The organism is Clostridium gelidum, from assembly GCF_019977655.1.
In the GTDB taxonomy this organism is placed as follows: Bacteria; Bacillota; Clostridia; order Clostridiales; family Clostridiaceae; genus Clostridium; species Clostridium gelidum.
The window spans coordinates 5,370,649-5,388,169 of the sequence record NZ_AP024849.1 but is presented as its reverse complement, the minus strand read 5'-3'; the positions used below and the strand labels follow the sequence as shown (position 1 = coordinate 5,388,169).

At 29.8% G+C, this 17,521-nt stretch carries 24 protein-coding genes; 18 read left to right on the top strand and 6 right to left on the bottom strand.

Translation table 11 applies throughout. The annotated features are described in order from the left end of the window. Window positions 1–75: 75 nt before the first annotated feature. Window positions 76–885, top strand: coding sequence for an RpnC/YadD family protein (locus tag psyc5s11_RS24840; protein ID WP_224035137.1), 810 nt, complete (start codon window positions 76–78; stop codon window positions 883–885). Between the two features lie 452 nt (window positions 886–1,337). Here psyc5s11_RS24840 and psyc5s11_RS24835 read toward each other — a convergent pair whose 3' ends face one another. Beyond that, entirely contained in the window at window positions 1,338–1,742 is a 405-nt protein-coding gene (locus tag psyc5s11_RS24835) for a PTS sugar transporter subunit IIB (protein ID WP_224035136.1), read from the bottom strand. A 357-nt stretch (window positions 1,743–2,099) separates the two neighbouring features. Between psyc5s11_RS24835 and psyc5s11_RS24830 the strand changes: the two genes are divergently transcribed. From psyc5s11_RS24830 to psyc5s11_RS24760, 15 genes are all read left to right on the top strand, one after another. Further along, window positions 2,100–3,383: a hypothetical protein gene (locus tag psyc5s11_RS24830; RefSeq protein WP_224035135.1), complete on the top strand. Its 1,284-nt coding sequence runs from the start codon at window positions 2,100–2,102 to the stop codon at window positions 3,381–3,383. A 78-nt stretch (window positions 3,384–3,461) separates the two neighbouring features. Beyond that, a complete protein-coding gene (locus tag psyc5s11_RS24825) occupies window positions 3,462–3,899 on the top strand; it encodes a CPCC family cysteine-rich protein (protein ID WP_224035134.1) in 438 nt (145 codons plus the stop codon). Window positions 3,900–4,052: 153 nt separating this feature from the next. Next, window positions 4,053–4,520, top strand: a complete 468-nt coding sequence (locus tag psyc5s11_RS24820) for a VOC family protein (protein ID WP_224035133.1) — start codon at window positions 4,053–4,055, stop codon at window positions 4,518–4,520. Between the two features lie 86 nt (window positions 4,521–4,606). Continuing rightward, a complete protein-coding gene (locus tag psyc5s11_RS24815) occupies window positions 4,607–5,092 on the top strand; it encodes a GNAT family N-acetyltransferase (protein WP_224035132.1) in 486 nt (161 codons plus the stop codon). Between the two features lie 76 nt (window positions 5,093–5,168). Then, entirely contained in the window at window positions 5,169–5,624 is a 456-nt protein-coding gene (locus tag psyc5s11_RS24810) for a VOC family protein (protein ID WP_224035131.1), read from the top strand. Next, a complete protein-coding gene (locus tag psyc5s11_RS24805; protein ID WP_224035130.1) occupies window positions 5,617–5,796 on the top strand; it encodes a hypothetical protein in 180 nt (59 codons plus the stop codon). Before psyc5s11_RS24810 ends, psyc5s11_RS24805 begins: the two co-directional genes overlap by 8 nt. 169 nt (window positions 5,797–5,965) lie before the next feature. After that, window positions 5,966–7,075: a C45 family autoproteolytic acyltransferase/hydolase gene (locus tag psyc5s11_RS24800; RefSeq protein ID WP_224035129.1), complete on the top strand. Its 1,110-nt coding sequence runs from the start codon at window positions 5,966–5,968 to the stop codon at window positions 7,073–7,075. Between the two features lie 16 nt (window positions 7,076–7,091). Further along, window positions 7,092–7,964, top strand: a complete 873-nt coding sequence (locus psyc5s11_RS24795; RefSeq protein ID WP_224035128.1) for an AraC family transcriptional regulator — start codon at window positions 7,092–7,094, stop codon at window positions 7,962–7,964. Between the two features lie 467 nt (window positions 7,965–8,431). Further along, complete coding sequence (locus psyc5s11_RS24790) at window positions 8,432–9,061, top strand: HD domain-containing protein (RefSeq protein ID WP_224035127.1); 630 nt, start codon at window positions 8,432–8,434, stop codon at window positions 9,059–9,061. 62 nt (window positions 9,062–9,123) lie between these two features. Next, complete coding sequence (locus tag psyc5s11_RS24785) at window positions 9,124–9,615, top strand: NUDIX hydrolase (protein ID WP_224035126.1); 492 nt, start codon at window positions 9,124–9,126, stop codon at window positions 9,613–9,615. Between the two features lie 32 nt (window positions 9,616–9,647). After that, the gene (locus psyc5s11_RS24780; protein WP_224035125.1) at window positions 9,648–10,160 is read left to right on the top strand and encodes a GrpB family protein; all 513 of its coding nucleotides are present in this window, start codon (window positions 9,648–9,650) and stop codon (window positions 10,158–10,160) included. Between the two features lie 69 nt (window positions 10,161–10,229). Beyond that, window positions 10,230–10,586: a RidA family protein gene (locus tag psyc5s11_RS24775; protein ID WP_224035124.1), complete on the top strand. Its 357-nt coding sequence runs from the start codon at window positions 10,230–10,232 to the stop codon at window positions 10,584–10,586. A gap of 125 nt (window positions 10,587–10,711) precedes the next feature. Continuing rightward, on the top strand, window positions 10,712–11,260 hold the full coding sequence (locus tag psyc5s11_RS24770; protein ID WP_224035123.1) for a GNAT family N-acetyltransferase: 549 nt from the start codon (window positions 10,712–10,714) through the stop codon (window positions 11,258–11,260). A 69-nt stretch (window positions 11,261–11,329) separates the two neighbouring features. Then, a complete protein-coding gene (locus psyc5s11_RS24765) occupies window positions 11,330–11,839 on the top strand; it encodes a GNAT family N-acetyltransferase (RefSeq protein WP_224035122.1) in 510 nt (169 codons plus the stop codon). Between the two features lie 63 nt (window positions 11,840–11,902). Beyond that, the gene (locus psyc5s11_RS24760; protein ID WP_224035121.1) at window positions 11,903–12,691 is read left to right on the top strand and encodes a YdcF family protein; all 789 of its coding nucleotides are present in this window, start codon (window positions 11,903–11,905) and stop codon (window positions 12,689–12,691) included. Between the two features lie 367 nt (window positions 12,692–13,058). On the opposite strand, the gene psyc5s11_RS24755 is transcribed toward psyc5s11_RS24760, so the two are convergent. The 4 genes from psyc5s11_RS24755 to tnpA all read right to left on the bottom strand — a co-directional run bounded on the left by psyc5s11_RS24755 (window position 13,059) and on the right by tnpA (window position 15,747). Further along, window positions 13,059–13,244: an aspartyl-phosphate phosphatase Spo0E family protein gene (locus psyc5s11_RS24755; protein ID WP_224035120.1), complete on the bottom strand. Its 186-nt coding sequence runs from the start codon at window positions 13,242–13,244 to the stop codon at window positions 13,059–13,061. A 126-nt stretch (window positions 13,245–13,370) separates the two neighbouring features. Beyond that, window positions 13,371–14,981, bottom strand: a complete 1,611-nt coding sequence (tnpC, locus tag psyc5s11_RS24750) for an IS66 family transposase (protein ID WP_224033632.1) — start codon at window positions 14,979–14,981, stop codon at window positions 13,371–13,373. Window positions 14,982–15,080: 99 nt separating this feature from the next. Then, window positions 15,081–15,431 carry an IS66 family insertion sequence element accessory protein TnpB gene (gene tnpB / locus psyc5s11_RS24745; RefSeq protein WP_224033073.1) on the bottom strand — a complete coding sequence of 117 codons (351 nt, stop codon included), beginning with the start codon at window positions 15,429–15,431 and terminating at the stop codon, window positions 15,081–15,083. Then, window positions 15,424–15,747 carry an IS66 family insertion sequence element accessory protein TnpA gene (gene tnpA / locus psyc5s11_RS24740; RefSeq protein WP_224033074.1) on the bottom strand — a complete coding sequence of 108 codons (324 nt, stop codon included), beginning with the start codon at window positions 15,745–15,747 and terminating at the stop codon, window positions 15,424–15,426. The genes tnpB and tnpA overlap by 8 nt, the downstream gene beginning before the upstream one ends. A 333-nt stretch (window positions 15,748–16,080) precedes the next feature. On the opposite strand from tnpA, the gene psyc5s11_RS24735 reads away from it, so the two are divergent. Continuing rightward, window positions 16,081–16,467, top strand: coding sequence for a VOC family protein (locus psyc5s11_RS24735; protein WP_224035119.1), 387 nt, complete (start codon window positions 16,081–16,083; stop codon window positions 16,465–16,467). Between the two features lie 235 nt (window positions 16,468–16,702). Continuing rightward, on the top strand, window positions 16,703–16,999 hold the full coding sequence (locus tag psyc5s11_RS24730) for a hypothetical protein (protein WP_224035118.1): 297 nt from the start codon (window positions 16,703–16,705) through the stop codon (window positions 16,997–16,999). 114 nt (window positions 17,000–17,113) lie between these two features. On the opposite strand, the gene psyc5s11_RS24725 is transcribed toward psyc5s11_RS24730, so the two are convergent. After that, window positions 17,114–17,497: a hypothetical protein gene (locus tag psyc5s11_RS24725; protein WP_224035117.1), complete on the bottom strand. Its 384-nt coding sequence runs from the start codon at window positions 17,495–17,497 to the stop codon at window positions 17,114–17,116. Window positions 17,498–17,521: the final 24 nt, after the last annotated feature.

Genomic DNA, 17,521 nt, shown 5'->3' with positions numbered 1-17,521 from the left:
AAATATGGGGTTAGGTATAGTTAGTCATTAAAGATTTGGTTATAATAAGAGTATAGAACGTAAGGCGGTGCATATGTGAAAACAATAAATTATGAAGATATGATAATGAAGCGAGCAATGGACATATTTGCAGAAGATGGATTAAAGTTCTTTGGAATAGATAAGAAAGTAAAAGATACAGGATCTACTGAAATTGTGGTTCTTGAGATAAAGAATATGTTTATGGATTATACATTTTTAATGGAAGACGATAGCTATATACATTTTGAGTTCCAAAGCACCGACAAAGGAGTTTTAGACTTAAGAAGATTTAGAACATATGAAGCACTTCTAAATTTACAAACCGGCAAGGATGTTGTAACTTATGTAGTTTATTCAGGAGATATTAAAAATCCTTTAAGTGGGTATGAAAGTGGAATTAATTCATATAGAGTTAATGCAATTTCAATGGCTAGTAAAGATGGAGATAAGATTTTTAATGATATAATAGAGAAAATGAAATCAGGAGAAGAAATTAGCAAGCAAGATATTATAGCCTTAACATTTAGTCCAATAATGGGTGGTAAGCTTAGTAAAGGTGATAAGATATTAAATGCTATTAGAGTTGTTAAAGATATTGATAAGGTCTATAGATATGATGTTGAGTCAATCCTATATGCTTTTGCAAGTAAATTTTTAGAAGGTAAAGATTTAGAAAAAGTGAGGGAGGAGATAAAAATGACTGAGCTAGGTAGAAGCCTAATAAAAGAAGGTAAACAAGAAAATGCAATAGAGACTGCTAAAAGAGCTATTAAAAAAGGTATGAGTGATGAATTAATTAGTGAATTAACAGAACTACCTATTGAACAAGTAGAGATAATAAGAAAAGCTATCAAAAATAATTAGATATGGATAAGTAAGACTTCGTGTAAAATTTATGCGAAGTCTTTTAATTATGTATAATTTTATCCGATAGCTAGCATCCGTAACATTCCCACTATAGAGGAAATTCCTCTTCCTAAAGTCAGATGAGTAAGCGATTCACACTAAATCAATTTTAATGAGGTTAACTAAGTTCAAGTAACCAAATCATAGATTTGGACTTTCACTTATCTGCTTAAGTTGGAGATAACGGTTGCACGCTCCTGGACATTGTGACCCTTGAGGGTATAAGGTCAACTAAGATTCAGATGGGGATCAAACCCCACCTGAATCAAGTTGCACTTAATTTCATGCATCTATTAAGTTCCATTTCTAAAACTGCAGCTATATTATGTTTACCAAGATAATCTAAAGATCTATATTTATTTAAAGTATTTATTTCATCATCAGATAGTTGGATTTTTGTTAATTAATAATTAAACTTTACTATTTCTATAAGCAACATATCTAGTAATCGACATAGTATTTTCTTCTCCAGGAAAATGTATTGGATTTACTTTATTTTTATTATATAGATCTATTACATCTATAACATCTAATGCTAACTCTTTGATATTCATAAGTCCGTACATTTTTGGTGGAAGAATATAAATAGGTATATCAAGACTGGAGTTTTTTAGCATTCTCTTAACATCATATATTAGATGAGGACAGCACACAAGGATATCAAATTCAGATATTTTATTAGTTGCAGTAAAAAATGGAGAAAATTCAATATCAAAATCGTTTTGCATGTTATTTTCTAGTATTTCCTTTTTCGCCTTATTAGACAAGGCACTTGAGGAGAAGCCTCCCCCGCAACATAAAAGAATTTTTATCATTTTAAACCCTCCATTTTAGAAAATAATATTGTGACAAACTTATTATTAATAAATAAATCATATCAAAATAAATATAGTAATTCAATAAATAAAATATAACATGGAGAATTTATAGTATTTTTTCTTCAGCAGTAAGTTTTTCTGTATTTTCTAATGCTTTTGAAAGAAATTTACAAGTAGTCACTGGAGTATGAGGAAAATCACTACCGTAAAGAATATGTAAATTTGACGCAGTAAATTTAGAAAATGTTCTTTGAAAGTTGAATAATGTGATAATTACAATATATGTTATAATTAATTCATATATTGTAACCAATAATGAACCAAAGATTACTTTTATTATGAGGAGGAAATTCTATGTTATTTCATAAGAATAAAATTAATGTTGATGTCGTAAAAGATATAGATGTTTCATCTTATTATTGGTGTTCTTCAGCAAAGTTGGTTCTGGTCAGTGGAACTGGAGCGTTAGAAACTGAAACAATGATGGAGGCGGATGATTATTATGGACATAGGTTTTTATCACATATTAAATTGAATGGTGTTCCATTGGTACAAAAAGATTCACCATCATGTCCTACATGTGCCAGTATGCTTGCTACTGGATATGGAATTAATACTGTTGATTGTCCTGAAATTAGAAATATACGTGAGAAGTTAAATATGTCATATGTGAATTTAGAACATTCAATTATGGATATGGCACCTTTATTGGGGTTGTTACAAAGTGGACTATACGTAATTGCAGACATTGAAGCATATCCAACAGATGGAAATGGACATTTCTTTTGGGAGGTGAATGATTCATTTACCGATAATCCTGCAACGGCGGGAATATTAACTGAAGATTATGACTATGTTAATGGTATTCCAGCATATTTATATCCTACACAAAATACAGAGTGTTTTGATGAAAATAGAGTTGACTACTACATTAAGAAGTACGAAGATTATGAAAATGCTCCAAGAACTATTGTTTATAATTATTCCGAATTTGTTAGCCTAATACTTGATGGGCATCATAAGGCTTGTGCCGCTGCTAAACTCGGGAAAAAAGTTAAATGTATTGCGATACTTCCATATAGCGGAATAATGTATGAAAGAGAAGAAAATATTAATGTTCCTTCGACAGTTCTTTATTCTGGAATTAAAATTGACTATGATAATATTCAAAAAAAATTTCAACTTAAATACATGAATAGAGATACTAAAACACAATATACAAAAGTCAATAGATTAAAAACAAGTCTTATTAATAGAATATGGGAAAGATGCTATCATGATTCTACTAAGTACTATTTAGAAATAAATGAACTAGCAGAAATGGTATTATGGGGAGCAAATATCATAGATTTTTCTGATAAAGAAATAGAATTATTATTCTCTAAAATAGATGATGAAAAGCTTAAGACATTACGAAGTTTGCTTCTTATTTTATCGAGTAATACAGATCATAGAACTAAAGATATTGCATTTAAATGTGCGAAAATTGATTGTTATAATCTAAAGGCTACAGCTTTTAAGGTACTTAACAAGATAAAAGATGATCCGAAAATTGAAGAATTCTTTATAGATTATATAGTTGAAGATAATGATAAGCATAGCTTATTAAGAATGATAGCTTCAAGTTATTGGGACTAGATAAGCATTTATTTTAAGAATACTAAGTGAGATTAATTAATGTAACGAGAACTTATACTTAAATAAGAGGTGAATTCTATGATAAATAAATATAAAAAGAAATTTAAGTGTCCATGCTGTGGTTATCCTACTTTAGATGAAAAATCAAATTATGATATCTGTATCATATGTAATTGGGAGGATGATGGGCAAGATGATGCAGATGCTGATCAAGTTTGTGGTGGACCCAATGGTGAGTATTCCTTAACAGAAGCTCGAAATAATTTTCGTCTTTATACAATAATGTATTACCCAGAAAGAGACATGCGTATAACAGGTGCCGATACAGAAGAAGAAATAATCATAAAGAAAGAACTTATGAAAGCTTATGATGATTTTTCAGAAAATGTTAATTCAAACGAAGTGAGGTTACTATATAACAGAATAGAAGTTTACGAAATAAGATTATATGAGATTGTACATGAGCGAATTGAAGAATATACTAAGAAAATTAAATCAAAAGAAAATAAATTATAGATTAATATTTTACATTATTCAAAAACGTAATATTTTTTTTGAGTCATTCTAATAACGGATGCAGCTGCTCCTATTAAAATTGAATAGTGTAATATTTACAAATTATGTTATAATTGAGTAAACGGTAAATGGTAATTTGAAAGGATGAAGCTCATGAAATTTAAGAATCCTATGTTGATTGTAACAGATATGGAAAAATCAAAAATATTCTATAAAGATGTTTTAGGATTAAAAGTTATTATGGATTTTGGAGAAAATATCACTTTAACTGGTGGTGTTGCGTTGCAAACAAAAGAAAGTTGGAAAGATTTTATTCAGAAAAATGATAATGACATTATATTTAATGGTAATGATTCAGAACTGTATTTTGAAGAAGATAATTTTGATAGTTTTATTGAAAGATTAAATGTTATTAAATACATTGAATATGTACACCCTGTCTATGAGCACAGATGGGGACAAAGAGTGGTTCGTTTCTATGATTTAGATAAGCATGTTATTGAAGTTGGTGAAAACATTAAAGTCGTATGCAAACGTTTTTTAGATAGTGGTCTTACATTAGAGGAAACAGCAAAAAGAATGGAGGTTCCTATTAAATTTGTTAAAGCATGTGCGAAATAGATTCTAATTTATGGGTGAGTATTATAAATAGGAATTTGAAAGGAAGAGGACTTTATGAATTATGAAGAATTTATAGAGGATAGTTTATGATAAAACAGGCAGATGAAAATGATATTCTTACGATTGAGGGGATTCTGATAGATGTAGTAATTTGGATGAAAAAAAATAAATTGCAGAATCAATGGAATGAGGACAGTATAAAGTGGAATTCTCTATCAAAAGATTATCAAATTAATGATTTCTATATTGATTATCAGAATGGGGTTCCGGCAGCATGTATAGCTATAACTGATTTAGACTCAAAATATTGGCCTAAAATTCCACAGGGAAAGTCACTATATATACATAAGTTAGCTGTTAAGAGAGAATTTGCAGGTAAGGGCATTTCAAAAGAACTTATTAAATTTGCAAAAAAATTATCTTTAAAAAATGGTATTAATTCACTGAGATTAGATTGCAATTTGCAAAGAAATAAATTGAGGATGTTATATGAAAATGAAGGTTTTATATATGCAAGTAGGAAAAATTCAGAAAATAATTATGATATGGCACTATATGTATGGCATATATAAAACTTCGTTTAACGATAAATTTCAATTTGTAGGGGAGTTTGAAATTAAAGATTTTTATATATGATGGAGGAATAAAATGCATTTAGGTCCGATTTATTTAATAGTTAGGTATTTTAATAAGTCAGTAAATTTTTATGAAAAATTACTGGAGATGAAAGTAACGGCAAAGAATATGGAGCGTTTTGCTCAATTTGAATTTGAGGGTCATAACATATCTATAATGAACGGTTATTTTGATAATAAAAATCCAGAATTAACAATACATAAGGGACAATATGTTGAGAAATTTGATAATCTTGTTGCTATATCAGAGGCAAAAAATACCAATAAGTTTGTATTAAATTTTTGGGTTGAAGATTTAGAAAAAGAGCGAGAAAGAATAATAAATTTAAATATCAGCGATTTAGTGACTAAGGTTAAATATATAAATAATGTAATGCCATATTATTATTTTCAAGTTGCAGATCCAGATGATAATACCATAGAGATTACAGGTCAATATATACCCAAAGAGGGTGAATATAATGAATGAAGATATTGTCAAACTGGCTAAGCAGGAAATTGCTACTTTGCAAAGTAGTGTTTCGAAGGGAAGTCATGTAAAAACAGGAGATATCCGAAAATCACCTGCTATATTAAAGAATGATTATGCCAATAATAAAAATAGAAGCTTGTCCATATCGTTTTGGGATAAGCTTCTATAATTTTTGCCCAAATTTGAGCTATTTAAGTGTAATATTTATATAATATGTTATAATTAACCAAACGATAAATAGTAATTTGAATAATGAATTAATTATATAATCCGCAGAAAATATCAAGTATATCGTCTTATTTTATCTTATAATTTCTTTGAAAGGTAAGGTGTTTTTAATGAAAAAAACAAAGATGTACTTAAAGAATTTTGTAGGAACAAGTTATGAGGTTGGAACACAGATTGGTAATTGGATTTTATCCCAACCTGATTTATTGCAAAAGGTGATTTTACCACCTAATGCTTATCCTCAAAGTAAATTAACAAAAATATCTAACTTGCTTGACTGTTATAGCAGTGGCGTCAACGAGGAAATCAAAGGCTTTGCAGATATAGTCGGAATTTCGAAAGAACAGGTTATTTTTTATGCAATAACATATTTGGAACGAGGGTGCAGTTTGATGTCCGCAGTTTCTAATAAGACTGAAAACGGACACACCTTGATGGCACGTAACTATGATTTTAATGATGAAATGGAAGAAATGTGTTTTGCATATACAGCTATTAAGGGAAAATACAGTTATATTGGTTCTACACTCAATTTGTTCGGGCGATGCGATGGAATGAATGAATATGGGCTGGCAGCGTGTAAAGCTAGCAATGGGTTGCCTGTTGGTAACTTTGAGGGTGGTCAGAAAGGTGATATAACCGGTTTTTCTTTTTGGATTGTTATTAGAAGCATTTTGGAAAACTGTAAAAATGTTGAGGAGGCGATTGCATGGACAATGGATGCACCTATCGGATATAATATCAATTTAATGCTTGCTGACAGCAACAACAAAATTGGGCTGTTACAATGTATAGACGGTCACAAAGCATATCGCATTTTAGATGACGATTCTAAACAGAACTCTTTGATTTCTACAAACCATGCAGTTTTACCAGAAATAAAACCATATGAAAAGATGCTGATTGAAAACTCGGTGATTCGTTACAAAGCAATCGAAAAAATGTTTTCTGAAAAAGAAAAAATATCAGTACAAGATTTAAAATGGATACTGTCGACATCTTATCCTCAAGGATTGTGTTGCCACTATTATCCAGAATTCTTTGGAACTTTACGTTCTATGTTGTTTGATACAACAGAGAAAAGAATAGAGATTGCATTTGGTTCGCCTCAAGCTAATGATTGGAGAACTTTTACGGTACAAAAATTAAAAGAGCAAGAAATTATAGTAAATCTTCCGTGTGAAAAAGCGGGAAAAGATTTTTACAATATAATATATTAAAAAGGAGGAGACTGCATTGGAAAATAAGCACATCATTGGCAGGGCGATTATATTTATTGAAACAAATTTGTATGAGCCATTGACTGTTGAATCGGTCGCTAATTCAGTTTCCTATTCTTATTATCATTTCCATCGTTGTTTTCAAGCGGTGATGGGAGAAACAATTGGTAGCTATATCAGAAGCCGGCGACTGACTCAAGCAGCATACGAAATTGTATACAGCAACAAAAAAATTGTAGACATCGCAATCTCACTTTATTTCGAGTCTGCTGAAAGCTTTACAAGAGCCTTTAAAAAGAGATATGGTATTACACCGACTGAATACAGAAGAAATGGTATTGATGTGTTGATTGGAAGCCATCAGTCCGTGCAAATTGACAAATTGACTGAATGCAATTATGGGGAGTTGGTACCGGAAATCGTAACATTCCAAGCCAAATCTGTTGTAGGGTTCAGATTTGAAATGAGTATAAAGAAAAATAACTGTATTGAAATGTGGGAAAAGCTGAATGTTCAATTGGCCAAACAAAACTATATTTTCAGCCATAATAATCGGTATAGTATTTATGAAGCAGGTGATACCTGCCTGCCAAACCAATTTAGCAAAAACAGTGAGACTACTGTATTTATAGGGATTGAAACCTCGAGTGCCACTAATATCATAAAAGGTATGAAGTTAAAAGAAATTGGTTGTGGGAGGTATGCTAAATTCCTACACAAAGGAACAGTAAAAACTTTGATTTCTACATATCGTTATATTTGGGGGGTGTGGTTTCCTAAGAGTAGCTTTCAACTTGCTGACAGAGATGATTTGGAATGTTACACAGAGCAATTTTTAGGACCAGAAAATAAAAACTCTCAGATTGAGATTTATTTTCCGATACAATAGTAAGAGTATGAGCATAATAGGAAATAGTTAAATTTCAATTTAAATGAGGAGGAGGAATCAATTACAAAAACTCTATATGACCAGTTGTAGAAGAAAGAGGAATTGAAAAAGGTGAAAATAAAAGAGCATTAAAAGACGCAATGAATTTTTTGAAACTTGGTGTGAGCGTTGAAATTGTATCACAGGGCACAGGGCTTTCAATAGATATAATAAGAGAACTTAAAAAAGAAATTATGAATTAGTATAGTTATTAATCAATAATAAAAACAGAAGCTTGTCCGTATCATTTTGGGCTAAGCTTCTATAATTTTTGCCCAAATTTGAGCTATTTCTGTGTAATATTTATATAATATGTTATAATTAACCAAACAATAAATAGTAATTTGTAGAGTAACTCAACAGAGATTTAACCAACTAAGGGACAGAGCGACAAGTTAGAATTTACATTATACATATAGGAGGATAATATGTTTCCAAATAGAGAAATGGCTGAAAAGGAATTAGAAATGGCAAGACAATTAAACCAAGGACCATGGACAGAACATTCTATCAATGTAGGAGTAGCGGCTCAAATGATTGCAGAAAAATGTAGTAATCTTAACCCAGACAAAGCATATGTGTTAGGACTTCTTCATGATATAGGTAGAAGATATGGCATAAGTGCAAGAAGACATGGTATTGATGGATATAAATTCATGATGGAAAAAGGTTGGGATGAAGTGGGTAAAATTTGTTTGACACATTCATTCCCAGTTCCTGACTTTGACAAAGAAATAGGAAAAAATGATATGAGTGACGAAGAAAGCGAATTTGTTAAGAAGTATATTAATGACATAACTTATGATGACTATGATAGACTGTTGATTGTTTGTGATTCACTTGCAGATGCTCAAGGTTTTTGTATGTTAGAAAAGCGGTTTGTCAATACAACAAGGCGCTATGGAACATTTCCATTTACTGTGGAACGTTGGAATGCAACATTTGAAATGAAAGAGTATTTTGAACAACAAATAAATTGTTCTATATATGATATTCTTCCAAATGTAAAAGAGACTACATTTATAGATGTACCATTATGGAAACTGCCAGTAAAATAGACAAATTGCAATTTTGTTAAACTATTCAGAAAAATAAAATTCATAATTAGGGAGATATAGCGATGGAAAAGTTTGCAAAACCAGCAGTAGGTGCAATAATCGAAAAGAAAATAGATGGAGAAAATTTCATTTTGGTGCAAGAAAGACAAAAAGAAGACGGTGGTAAAGAAAATGGAATGCTTGAAATCCCAGCAGGAAAGATTAGGGAATACGAAAATATTTTTGAAGCTTTGCGTAGAGAAGTAAAGGAAGAAACAGGATTAATTATTACAAAAATAAATGGAGAAGAGTGCAGTTCACAATCTTGTGTTAATGGTAATAAAGTTATCAGTTTCCAGCCATATTGTGTTACTCAAAATTTATCTGGAGCATATTCTCTTATTTTAAATACATTTCTTTGTGAGGCTGATGGGGTACTAGCTGAATCAACGAATGAAACACAAAATATACATTGGGAAAAAGCCGATATTATACTAGATATGTTAAAAGCCAATCCAGATAGTTTTTTTCTTATGCATGTTAATGCACTAAAGAAATATTTTAAATTATTGTAAAAGACAAATTCCAATTTAGCGAGGAGATTTTGATGAGAACGAAACATGTAATAGTAGAAGATTATAACCTAGAATGGAAGAATGAATTTGAACGTATAAAAAATGAATTATTAGTAATTTTGTCGGGAAAAATAAGTTCGATTGAGCATGTAGGAAGCACATCTGTTGAAGGATTGGCGGCAAAACCAATTATTGATATAGATATTGTGATTGACGAAAATTTCGAAGAAGTAAGACAATCATTGGAATCAATAGGATATATTTATGAAGGAGATTTAGGTGTATCAGGTAGGGAAACATTTAAGTATCAAAATAAGCCACATTTAATGGTACATCATTTATATGTATGCAATAAAGATAATGAAGAGTTGCTTCGGCATATCAAATTTAGAGATTATTTAAGACAACATAAAGAAGATAGAGATAAATATAGTGAAATAAAAAAGGATATGGCTTTTAAATATCCAGAAGATATAGATTCCTATATTGAAGGAAAGCAACCTGTAATTTTAGAAATATATAAGAAATGTGGCTTATGCGAATAAATTCCAACTTAATGGTGAGTAATATAAATAGTAATTTGTAGCGAAAATAAAATGCAAGGAGAATGTAGAATGAGAGAAATTATAAGAACAGAAATAGACAAAGAATGGGCACACTCTGCGATTGTTGAGGCAGGGGATTATGTTTATATCAGCTATTGCATGAAGAGTGAGGGACAATCGATCGAAAACCAAATAAATGGTGCATTTGATGTTTTGAGTGAAAGACTTGAAAAGATAGGATTGACATTGAAATCTGTAGCGCAAATGGATTGTTTATTTAGAGATATTAAAGATTTATCGTTTTTAGGAGAAATAATTAAGGAAAGATTTGAAGGAAAATATCCAGCAAGAAAGGCATATGAAACAAAGTTTATTAGAGATGGAATTGACTTTCAGGTTGATGCAATAGCTTTCAGAGAGAATTAAATAAATTTCAATTTGTTGAGTAGTTTAAAAGAACGAAAAACATAAATTTATATAAGGCACAATCAAATAAATAAGTTAAAATTTTATGTTGAGTGTTACAAATAGTAATTTGGGAGGAAATCATAATGAGATTTGGAGAAAAGGAAATAGAATTAAAAGATGGGACAACATGCATTTTAAGAAGCCCAAATGAACAGGATGCGGAAAAAATGATTGAATATTTGAAAATGACATCGGAAGAAACACATTTTATGGTTAGATATCTTGAAGAAATTAATTTAACAACTGATAAAGAAATAGAACTTCTTAAGGATAATTTGAATAGCAATAAAGATATGATGATTGCAGCATTTGTTAATAATGAACTTGCAGGTAATGCAAGTATTAGTTGTGTAAGAGACCATATTAAGCTTAAACATAGAGCAGTATTTGGAATTTCTATTAAAGAAGAATACTGGAATAATGGCATTGGAAATGTACTGCTCAAAGAAGTAATTGAACAAGCTAGGCAAATTGGTTATGAACAGATTGAACTTGCTGTATTTTCAGATAATGAGAAAGCAAAAGCTTTATATAAAAAGTATGGTTTTGAGGTTTGGGGTAATAGGAAAAATGCATATAAACTTAAGGATGGAACATATCATGATGAAATCATAATGGGAAGAATGATTTGATAGTAATCAAAGCGACAAATTAGAATTTATAGTACCTTGTACACGAGATATTAAAAGGAGTGATAGTTTTTGAATAGCAATATTATATTTAGAAATGTTGAAAAATTAGATACAGAATCTTTATGGAATATGATGAACCAATTAGATTATGAAACAAAGTTTATGATGTATGAACCAGGTGAAAGAATTAAAAACTTAGCTAGACTTCAAGAGAATATAGATAGTGCTGTTGATGGAAATAACTTGAGTTTTTTAGCAGTAGACGGGAATGAAATTATAGGATATATTTCAGCACAGATAGGTAATGTAAGAAGGGAAAAACATAGTACATATATAGTAGTTGGTATAAGAGAAAAATATCGCAATCAAGGGATTGGTACAAAATTTTTTAAGAAGTTGGATGAGTGGGCGCTGGATAAGAAACTTGTAAGGCTTGAATTAACTGTACTTTGTACTAATGAAGTAGCTTTAAATTTATATAAAAAAAGAGGTTTTGAAATAGAGGGAACAAAAAGAAAATCGATGTTTATTGATGGAGAATATGTAGATGAATATTATATGTCTAAAATAATTAGATGATAGGAAATTTATAAATTCCAATTTAAGGTTGGGTAATATAAATAGTAATTTACGGAGGAGAATATGAAAGATAAAATAGCAGAAAGTATTAACATATTGGGTCAATTCTGTGGAAAGAGAGATGTCTCTGTGTTGACTCCAAATGAATTAAAAGTAAAATACGGTTTGGAACATGTTGATGTTATGGTTCTTTTTGGTGGAAGTATTTTGGCAGGTGGAGATGTTTTGGCAGAAGCAATGAAAAATGGAATTGCAAAGAAATATGTCATTGTTGGTGGAGCAGGACATACAACAGAAACTTTGCGAGTGAAAATGCATAATGAATTTGCTGAAGTTGAAACTAATGGACTTCCAGAAGCAAAGGTGTTTGCAGCATATTTGAAGCACAAATATAATCTGGAACCAGATTTTTTAGAATGTAAATCCACAAATTGTGGTAACAATATAACATATTTATTAGACTTGTTGAAAGAAAATAATATATCTTTTAAAAGTATAATTCTTTCTCAGGATGCAACTATGCAACATCGTATGGAGGCAGGACTTCGAAAATATATTTTTCAAGATAATATAATAATTAATTATGCAGTTTATGATGCAGAAGTGATTGTACGAGATAATGAATTAGAGTTCAAAAATGATATTTTGGGAATGTGGAACATGGAAAGATATATTACACTATTGATGGGAGAGATTCCACGACTTTCAGATGATGCTGAAGGATATGGACCAAATGGGAAAAATTACATTGCACATGTAGAAGTGCCAATTGAGGTTAGGAATGCGTTTATGGAATTAAAGAAAGAGTATGGCTCTTCCATTCGTGAAGCAAATCCGCTTTATTCATCATAACGACAAATTTCAATTTAAGGATGTAAAATATAAATGATGATTTTTGGCAATGGAATAATCCAAAAAAAGTAATAAAGGAGGTATTTAAACGGAGATTATGGCAGGTATAATTGGTGTTTTAATAATAATAATAATTGGTATGCTCTTTGGAAGAATCAATGTACTTATAGGATTAATACTTGAGGGAATTGTTAAACTGATTAGAAAACTATTCTAATCAGTAATTACCAATTTAAGATTAAGAGTTATAAGTAGTAATTTGAGGAAGAGGATATAAATGGATAACACAAATATTCCAGTATGGGAATTACTGCAAAATAGAATCTATCATCGTTAAAATTTACTATTATGATTTAAATCTTTAATTTTAAAGAATAACTAAATTATTTTCACAAAAAACACACTCAGTTATTAAATCATCAAGTAACTGACTCTTATTAATTACTTCATCCTCTAATAGGTTGTACTCTTTTTCAACTATAATATTATTTAACGTTTCCCTACAGTGCTCTATACTATAATTTAAGGTACAATTATGGCATAAATCATTCATAAGATCACTTCCTTGTGATGTAAGCGTCAAAGAATCGACGCGTAGCGGTAGTATAATTTAAGTGATAAAATAAACCCAACAGAAAAACTTATATTCTCTGTTGGGTATAATTTTATATAGAAATAATTATTTGGTAGTCTTAACGCGCAGTTCATCTGGAATGCTTTCAGACCATGGCATACATTTTTCTAGTATGTCCATTTCCTTAACTTCTGAATTTGCAAACATTTCAAATAAATATACTAAATACTTTTCCACTGCTAAGCCATTGGCTTTAGCCGTTTCAGTAATACTATAAAGTAATGCACTTGATTTTGCGCCTTTTACTGTCTTGGAGAACATCCAGTTTTTTCTGCCAATTACAAATGGTTTTATAGCTCTTTCAGCTGCATTATTATCAATTTCAAGACATCCATTTGTCAAGAAAGTTCTCATATATGGCAACAACTTTTGAGCATATGCAAGAGCTTTACCTAAAGGACTTTTAGGAAGAGCATTAACAATTTCATTATCTACATATTCTTGAAATTTATTAAGAATGGGTGCAGATCTCTTGAGCCTTATTGCATGTCGATCACCATAATAATCATCACTACATATATATTGTTCCCTTAGATCTTTTTCAACTTTATAAAGTCGCTCACAATAATTAAACCCTTCTATTGCGTGAGACTGCTTTAGAGCTTCGGGGTTTAAGGTTGATATTATATCAAAGAATTTTCTTCGAATATGGGCCATACAATATAGTCTTTTTATATTCTTAACTTTATTATAGCCATCATATCCATCTGTTTGAAGATATCCAGAGAAACCTTCAAGAAATTCTTCAGCACAAGAACCAGATCTTGTTTTCTGATAATCATATAAAATTATATGGTTCTCTATGCCTCCGGAGCGATATAGCCACATGAACCTTTTTGAGTTGGAGTCTTTTCCATTTTCCTCAATAACCTTCACATAAGTTTCATCGGCGTGGATATAATTTCTTCTTAAGAGTTCCTCTTTCATATAATGAAAAACAGGCTGAAGTTCATTTGCACAACTTATTATCCAGTTGGATAATGTCTGTCTTGAAAGATTAACATTCATCATCTTAAAATATGATTCCATTCTATATAATGGCATTGCATATTGATATTTCATGCTCACAACATGAGCTAATAATTCATTTGAAGCCATACTTTTATATAAGAAAGTATTTGGAATTTTTGCAGAAATTATATTGGCTTTATCAGCATCCGCTTCGCAATTTTTGCAAGCATATGTATATGAAATATGTTCTTCTATGTAAAGTTCTGCTGGCTTATATTTTAAAATTTCTTTTGATTTTTTACCGATTATAATTAAATCATTCCCACATTTATCGCAAAATGTTTCAGAGTCAGCAAGTTTATGCTCAATTGTAACTCTATCTAGGCCGGATAGATTATCTTTCTTTCCTAAATGAGAAGATGATTTTTTTCTTGTATATGTAATTTCTTCAATGGAAGGCTCATCTATTTTAATATCACTGTTTTTTTCAGCATCATTAAAAAGTGAGAGCTGTCTTGAATCAACTTGTTCACTAGATTGTCCAAAAATTTTTCTGTTTTTATTAAGGAGCTGTCCTTTAAGAAAAGCCAATTCCTTTTTTAAATCATCAATTTCCTTATCTTTTGATTCAATGTCTTTTTCCATTTTAGAAATCAATAATTTTGTTTTTTTATCAAGTTGATCTTCTAAATCTAAAATATCCATCCCTATACCTCACAACAAATATAGGGGTATTTTACCACAAAACCCTCAATTCCGAAACTTGTAAAAGTTCAAAATTAAGGGTTTACAGCGATATTTGTTTTAAAAGCTATTTCTTACTTCAATTGGCTTAAATTTAGACTTAGTTCTAACTTCATATCCCATAAGCAACCATTTCAATTCCTCTTTGTTGATTTTAAGAGCTTCGTCTGGAGTCATCGGCCATTTCAATTTACTATTTTCAAGTCGGAAATAGTACAGCCAGAATCCTTCATCAAAGTGAAGTATCTTAATTTTATTCATTTGCCTATTGCAAAAAACAAACAAGGCTTTTTCAAACGGATCCAACTTTAGCTGCGTTTGCACAATCACTACTAGTCCATCAATACTTTTTCTCAAATCTGTTATTCCACATGCAAGATAAACTGTATTAACTTTATTAAGATTAAACATTTGTAATCAAATCCTTAAGCAACTTACTCAAAATAGCTATTTCATTAGCCGGTACATATATTTTAGCGGCTCCTATTTCTATTATTATATTAGGTCTATCAGCTGGAACTACGGTGACTTCAGTTGTTACTTTTTCTTCTCTCATTGAAATTGCATGAAACTGTAAATTATTATCTTCATTCTTGAATTTCTTTTTATAGTAATGAAATTGACTTTTAGTAATGTGATTTGCATTGCAGAAAGTTCCTAACGTTCCTTCGTAAGAAGAAAAGGTAGCAACAATTTCTCTCCAATTTATCTTCTCATTATTATTCATGTAAATAAACCTCCATTGTTAAAATCTATGTTAATTTTAACAATAGAGACTTACATTTATCTATCCGTTAATTTTTTTACGCTTACCTTGTGATAAATATTTTTAATATATAGATTATACCATATGAAAATGTAAAAATATGTCTTATAATGTTGATGAATTAAAAATATTTGTACAAGTATATTTGTTATTTTTTTGATTGTGTCTAATGTTCATAAGTATACGAATAACTTGTAAATAAATACAATTATAATATAATATGTGTATGTGATTATACAGAATAGTAAATTAAAGCGAACTATATGTTAAATTAAGAAAGGGGAAAAATATACGATGAAAGCACAAATTAATCTTATTACGATTTGGACAAATGATATAGATAAAATGAAAAATTTCTATAATCAAGTTCTTGGATTTAGAATTGGAAATGACCTTGGTAATTATGTTGAATTTGAAAACGATGGAGCAAGGTTTGCTATTTGTATGAGAGATGTTATGTATGTGTATAGTAGCGAATATAGGAAAGAGTTATTTGGACAAGGCTTTGAACTTGCTTTCCCATGTGAAAATCCCAATGATGTTGATGAATCATTTAAGGAGTTAATCTCTAAAGGAGCAACATCTGTTCATGAACCACAAGATATGCCTTGGAATCAAAGAACAGCACTATTTGCTGACCCAGATGGAAATATACATGAAATTTTTGCGGAAATTAAATAGTACGTAGTTTTATTTTTTGAAGTAGTAAATTATGGTGAACTATAAAGAGGTGGATATCTTGACAATTATTCTATTTTAAATTTTATTCATTTTACCAATACTCATAACATTATGGGCAAGTAAACTATCTCTAAAATTATGATTTTTGGTTCCATTTATTGAATTAGGGGCAATACTCTTATTCAATGCCATCATCTATAACCCACTAAAATATATAAGAAAAGAGTGTGAAATTATGGAGTTAAGAAGAGAAAATGAAATTGTTAAATGTGATACAGGATTTTCAATAGATATTTTACTAATATCTTATTACGCTCTGTTAATAAGAAAGGATTATAAGGATTATATAGAATTTAGTATATTTCTATTATTACATATAATAGGAGTATTATTAAGTATCTTTATTTTTCCCAATGTACCTTATTTTTATAAAGGTACTATTCATATTATTTTATTTAATATTATATTAGCAATATTTTATAATAAGTTGCATATAGCAATTTTATTAAAAAAAGGTTGGACAATCTATTAACGTAATTTGGAGGTAATACTCCTATGTAAATATTAATTATTGTATGTTTAGTAGTTAATTAACAATCTTCGTAAATCATGAATTAATGGAACTCTTAGAATGAATTCCACTAATTTACATTTGTATTATCCTTTTTAATTGAATTAATGTAACTATAGCCTTATACAATCCCCATATCCAACCAAAGCAAATACCAATAATAACTCCAATAATTTCAATAATTAGTATAGAAAATGCCGTTGTTGCTGTTGTTCCTACAAGCAAGTTATCTGCCATTTTTTTATATAGACCTATTATTGAATTCAATCCATATACAATTCCCATTGGATACAAAATTATAATAGCAATAACAAATATGCTTTCTAAACTAAATAAGTGATTGTCTATATTAACATACATAAATGCATAAATTGAAAATAATATTGCTAATACTATTCCAATACCAATTAACATAAGCATTTTCTTTTTTTCTTTCTCAAATCTTATTTTATTCTCCACTTTATTCCTCACCCTTTCATAACA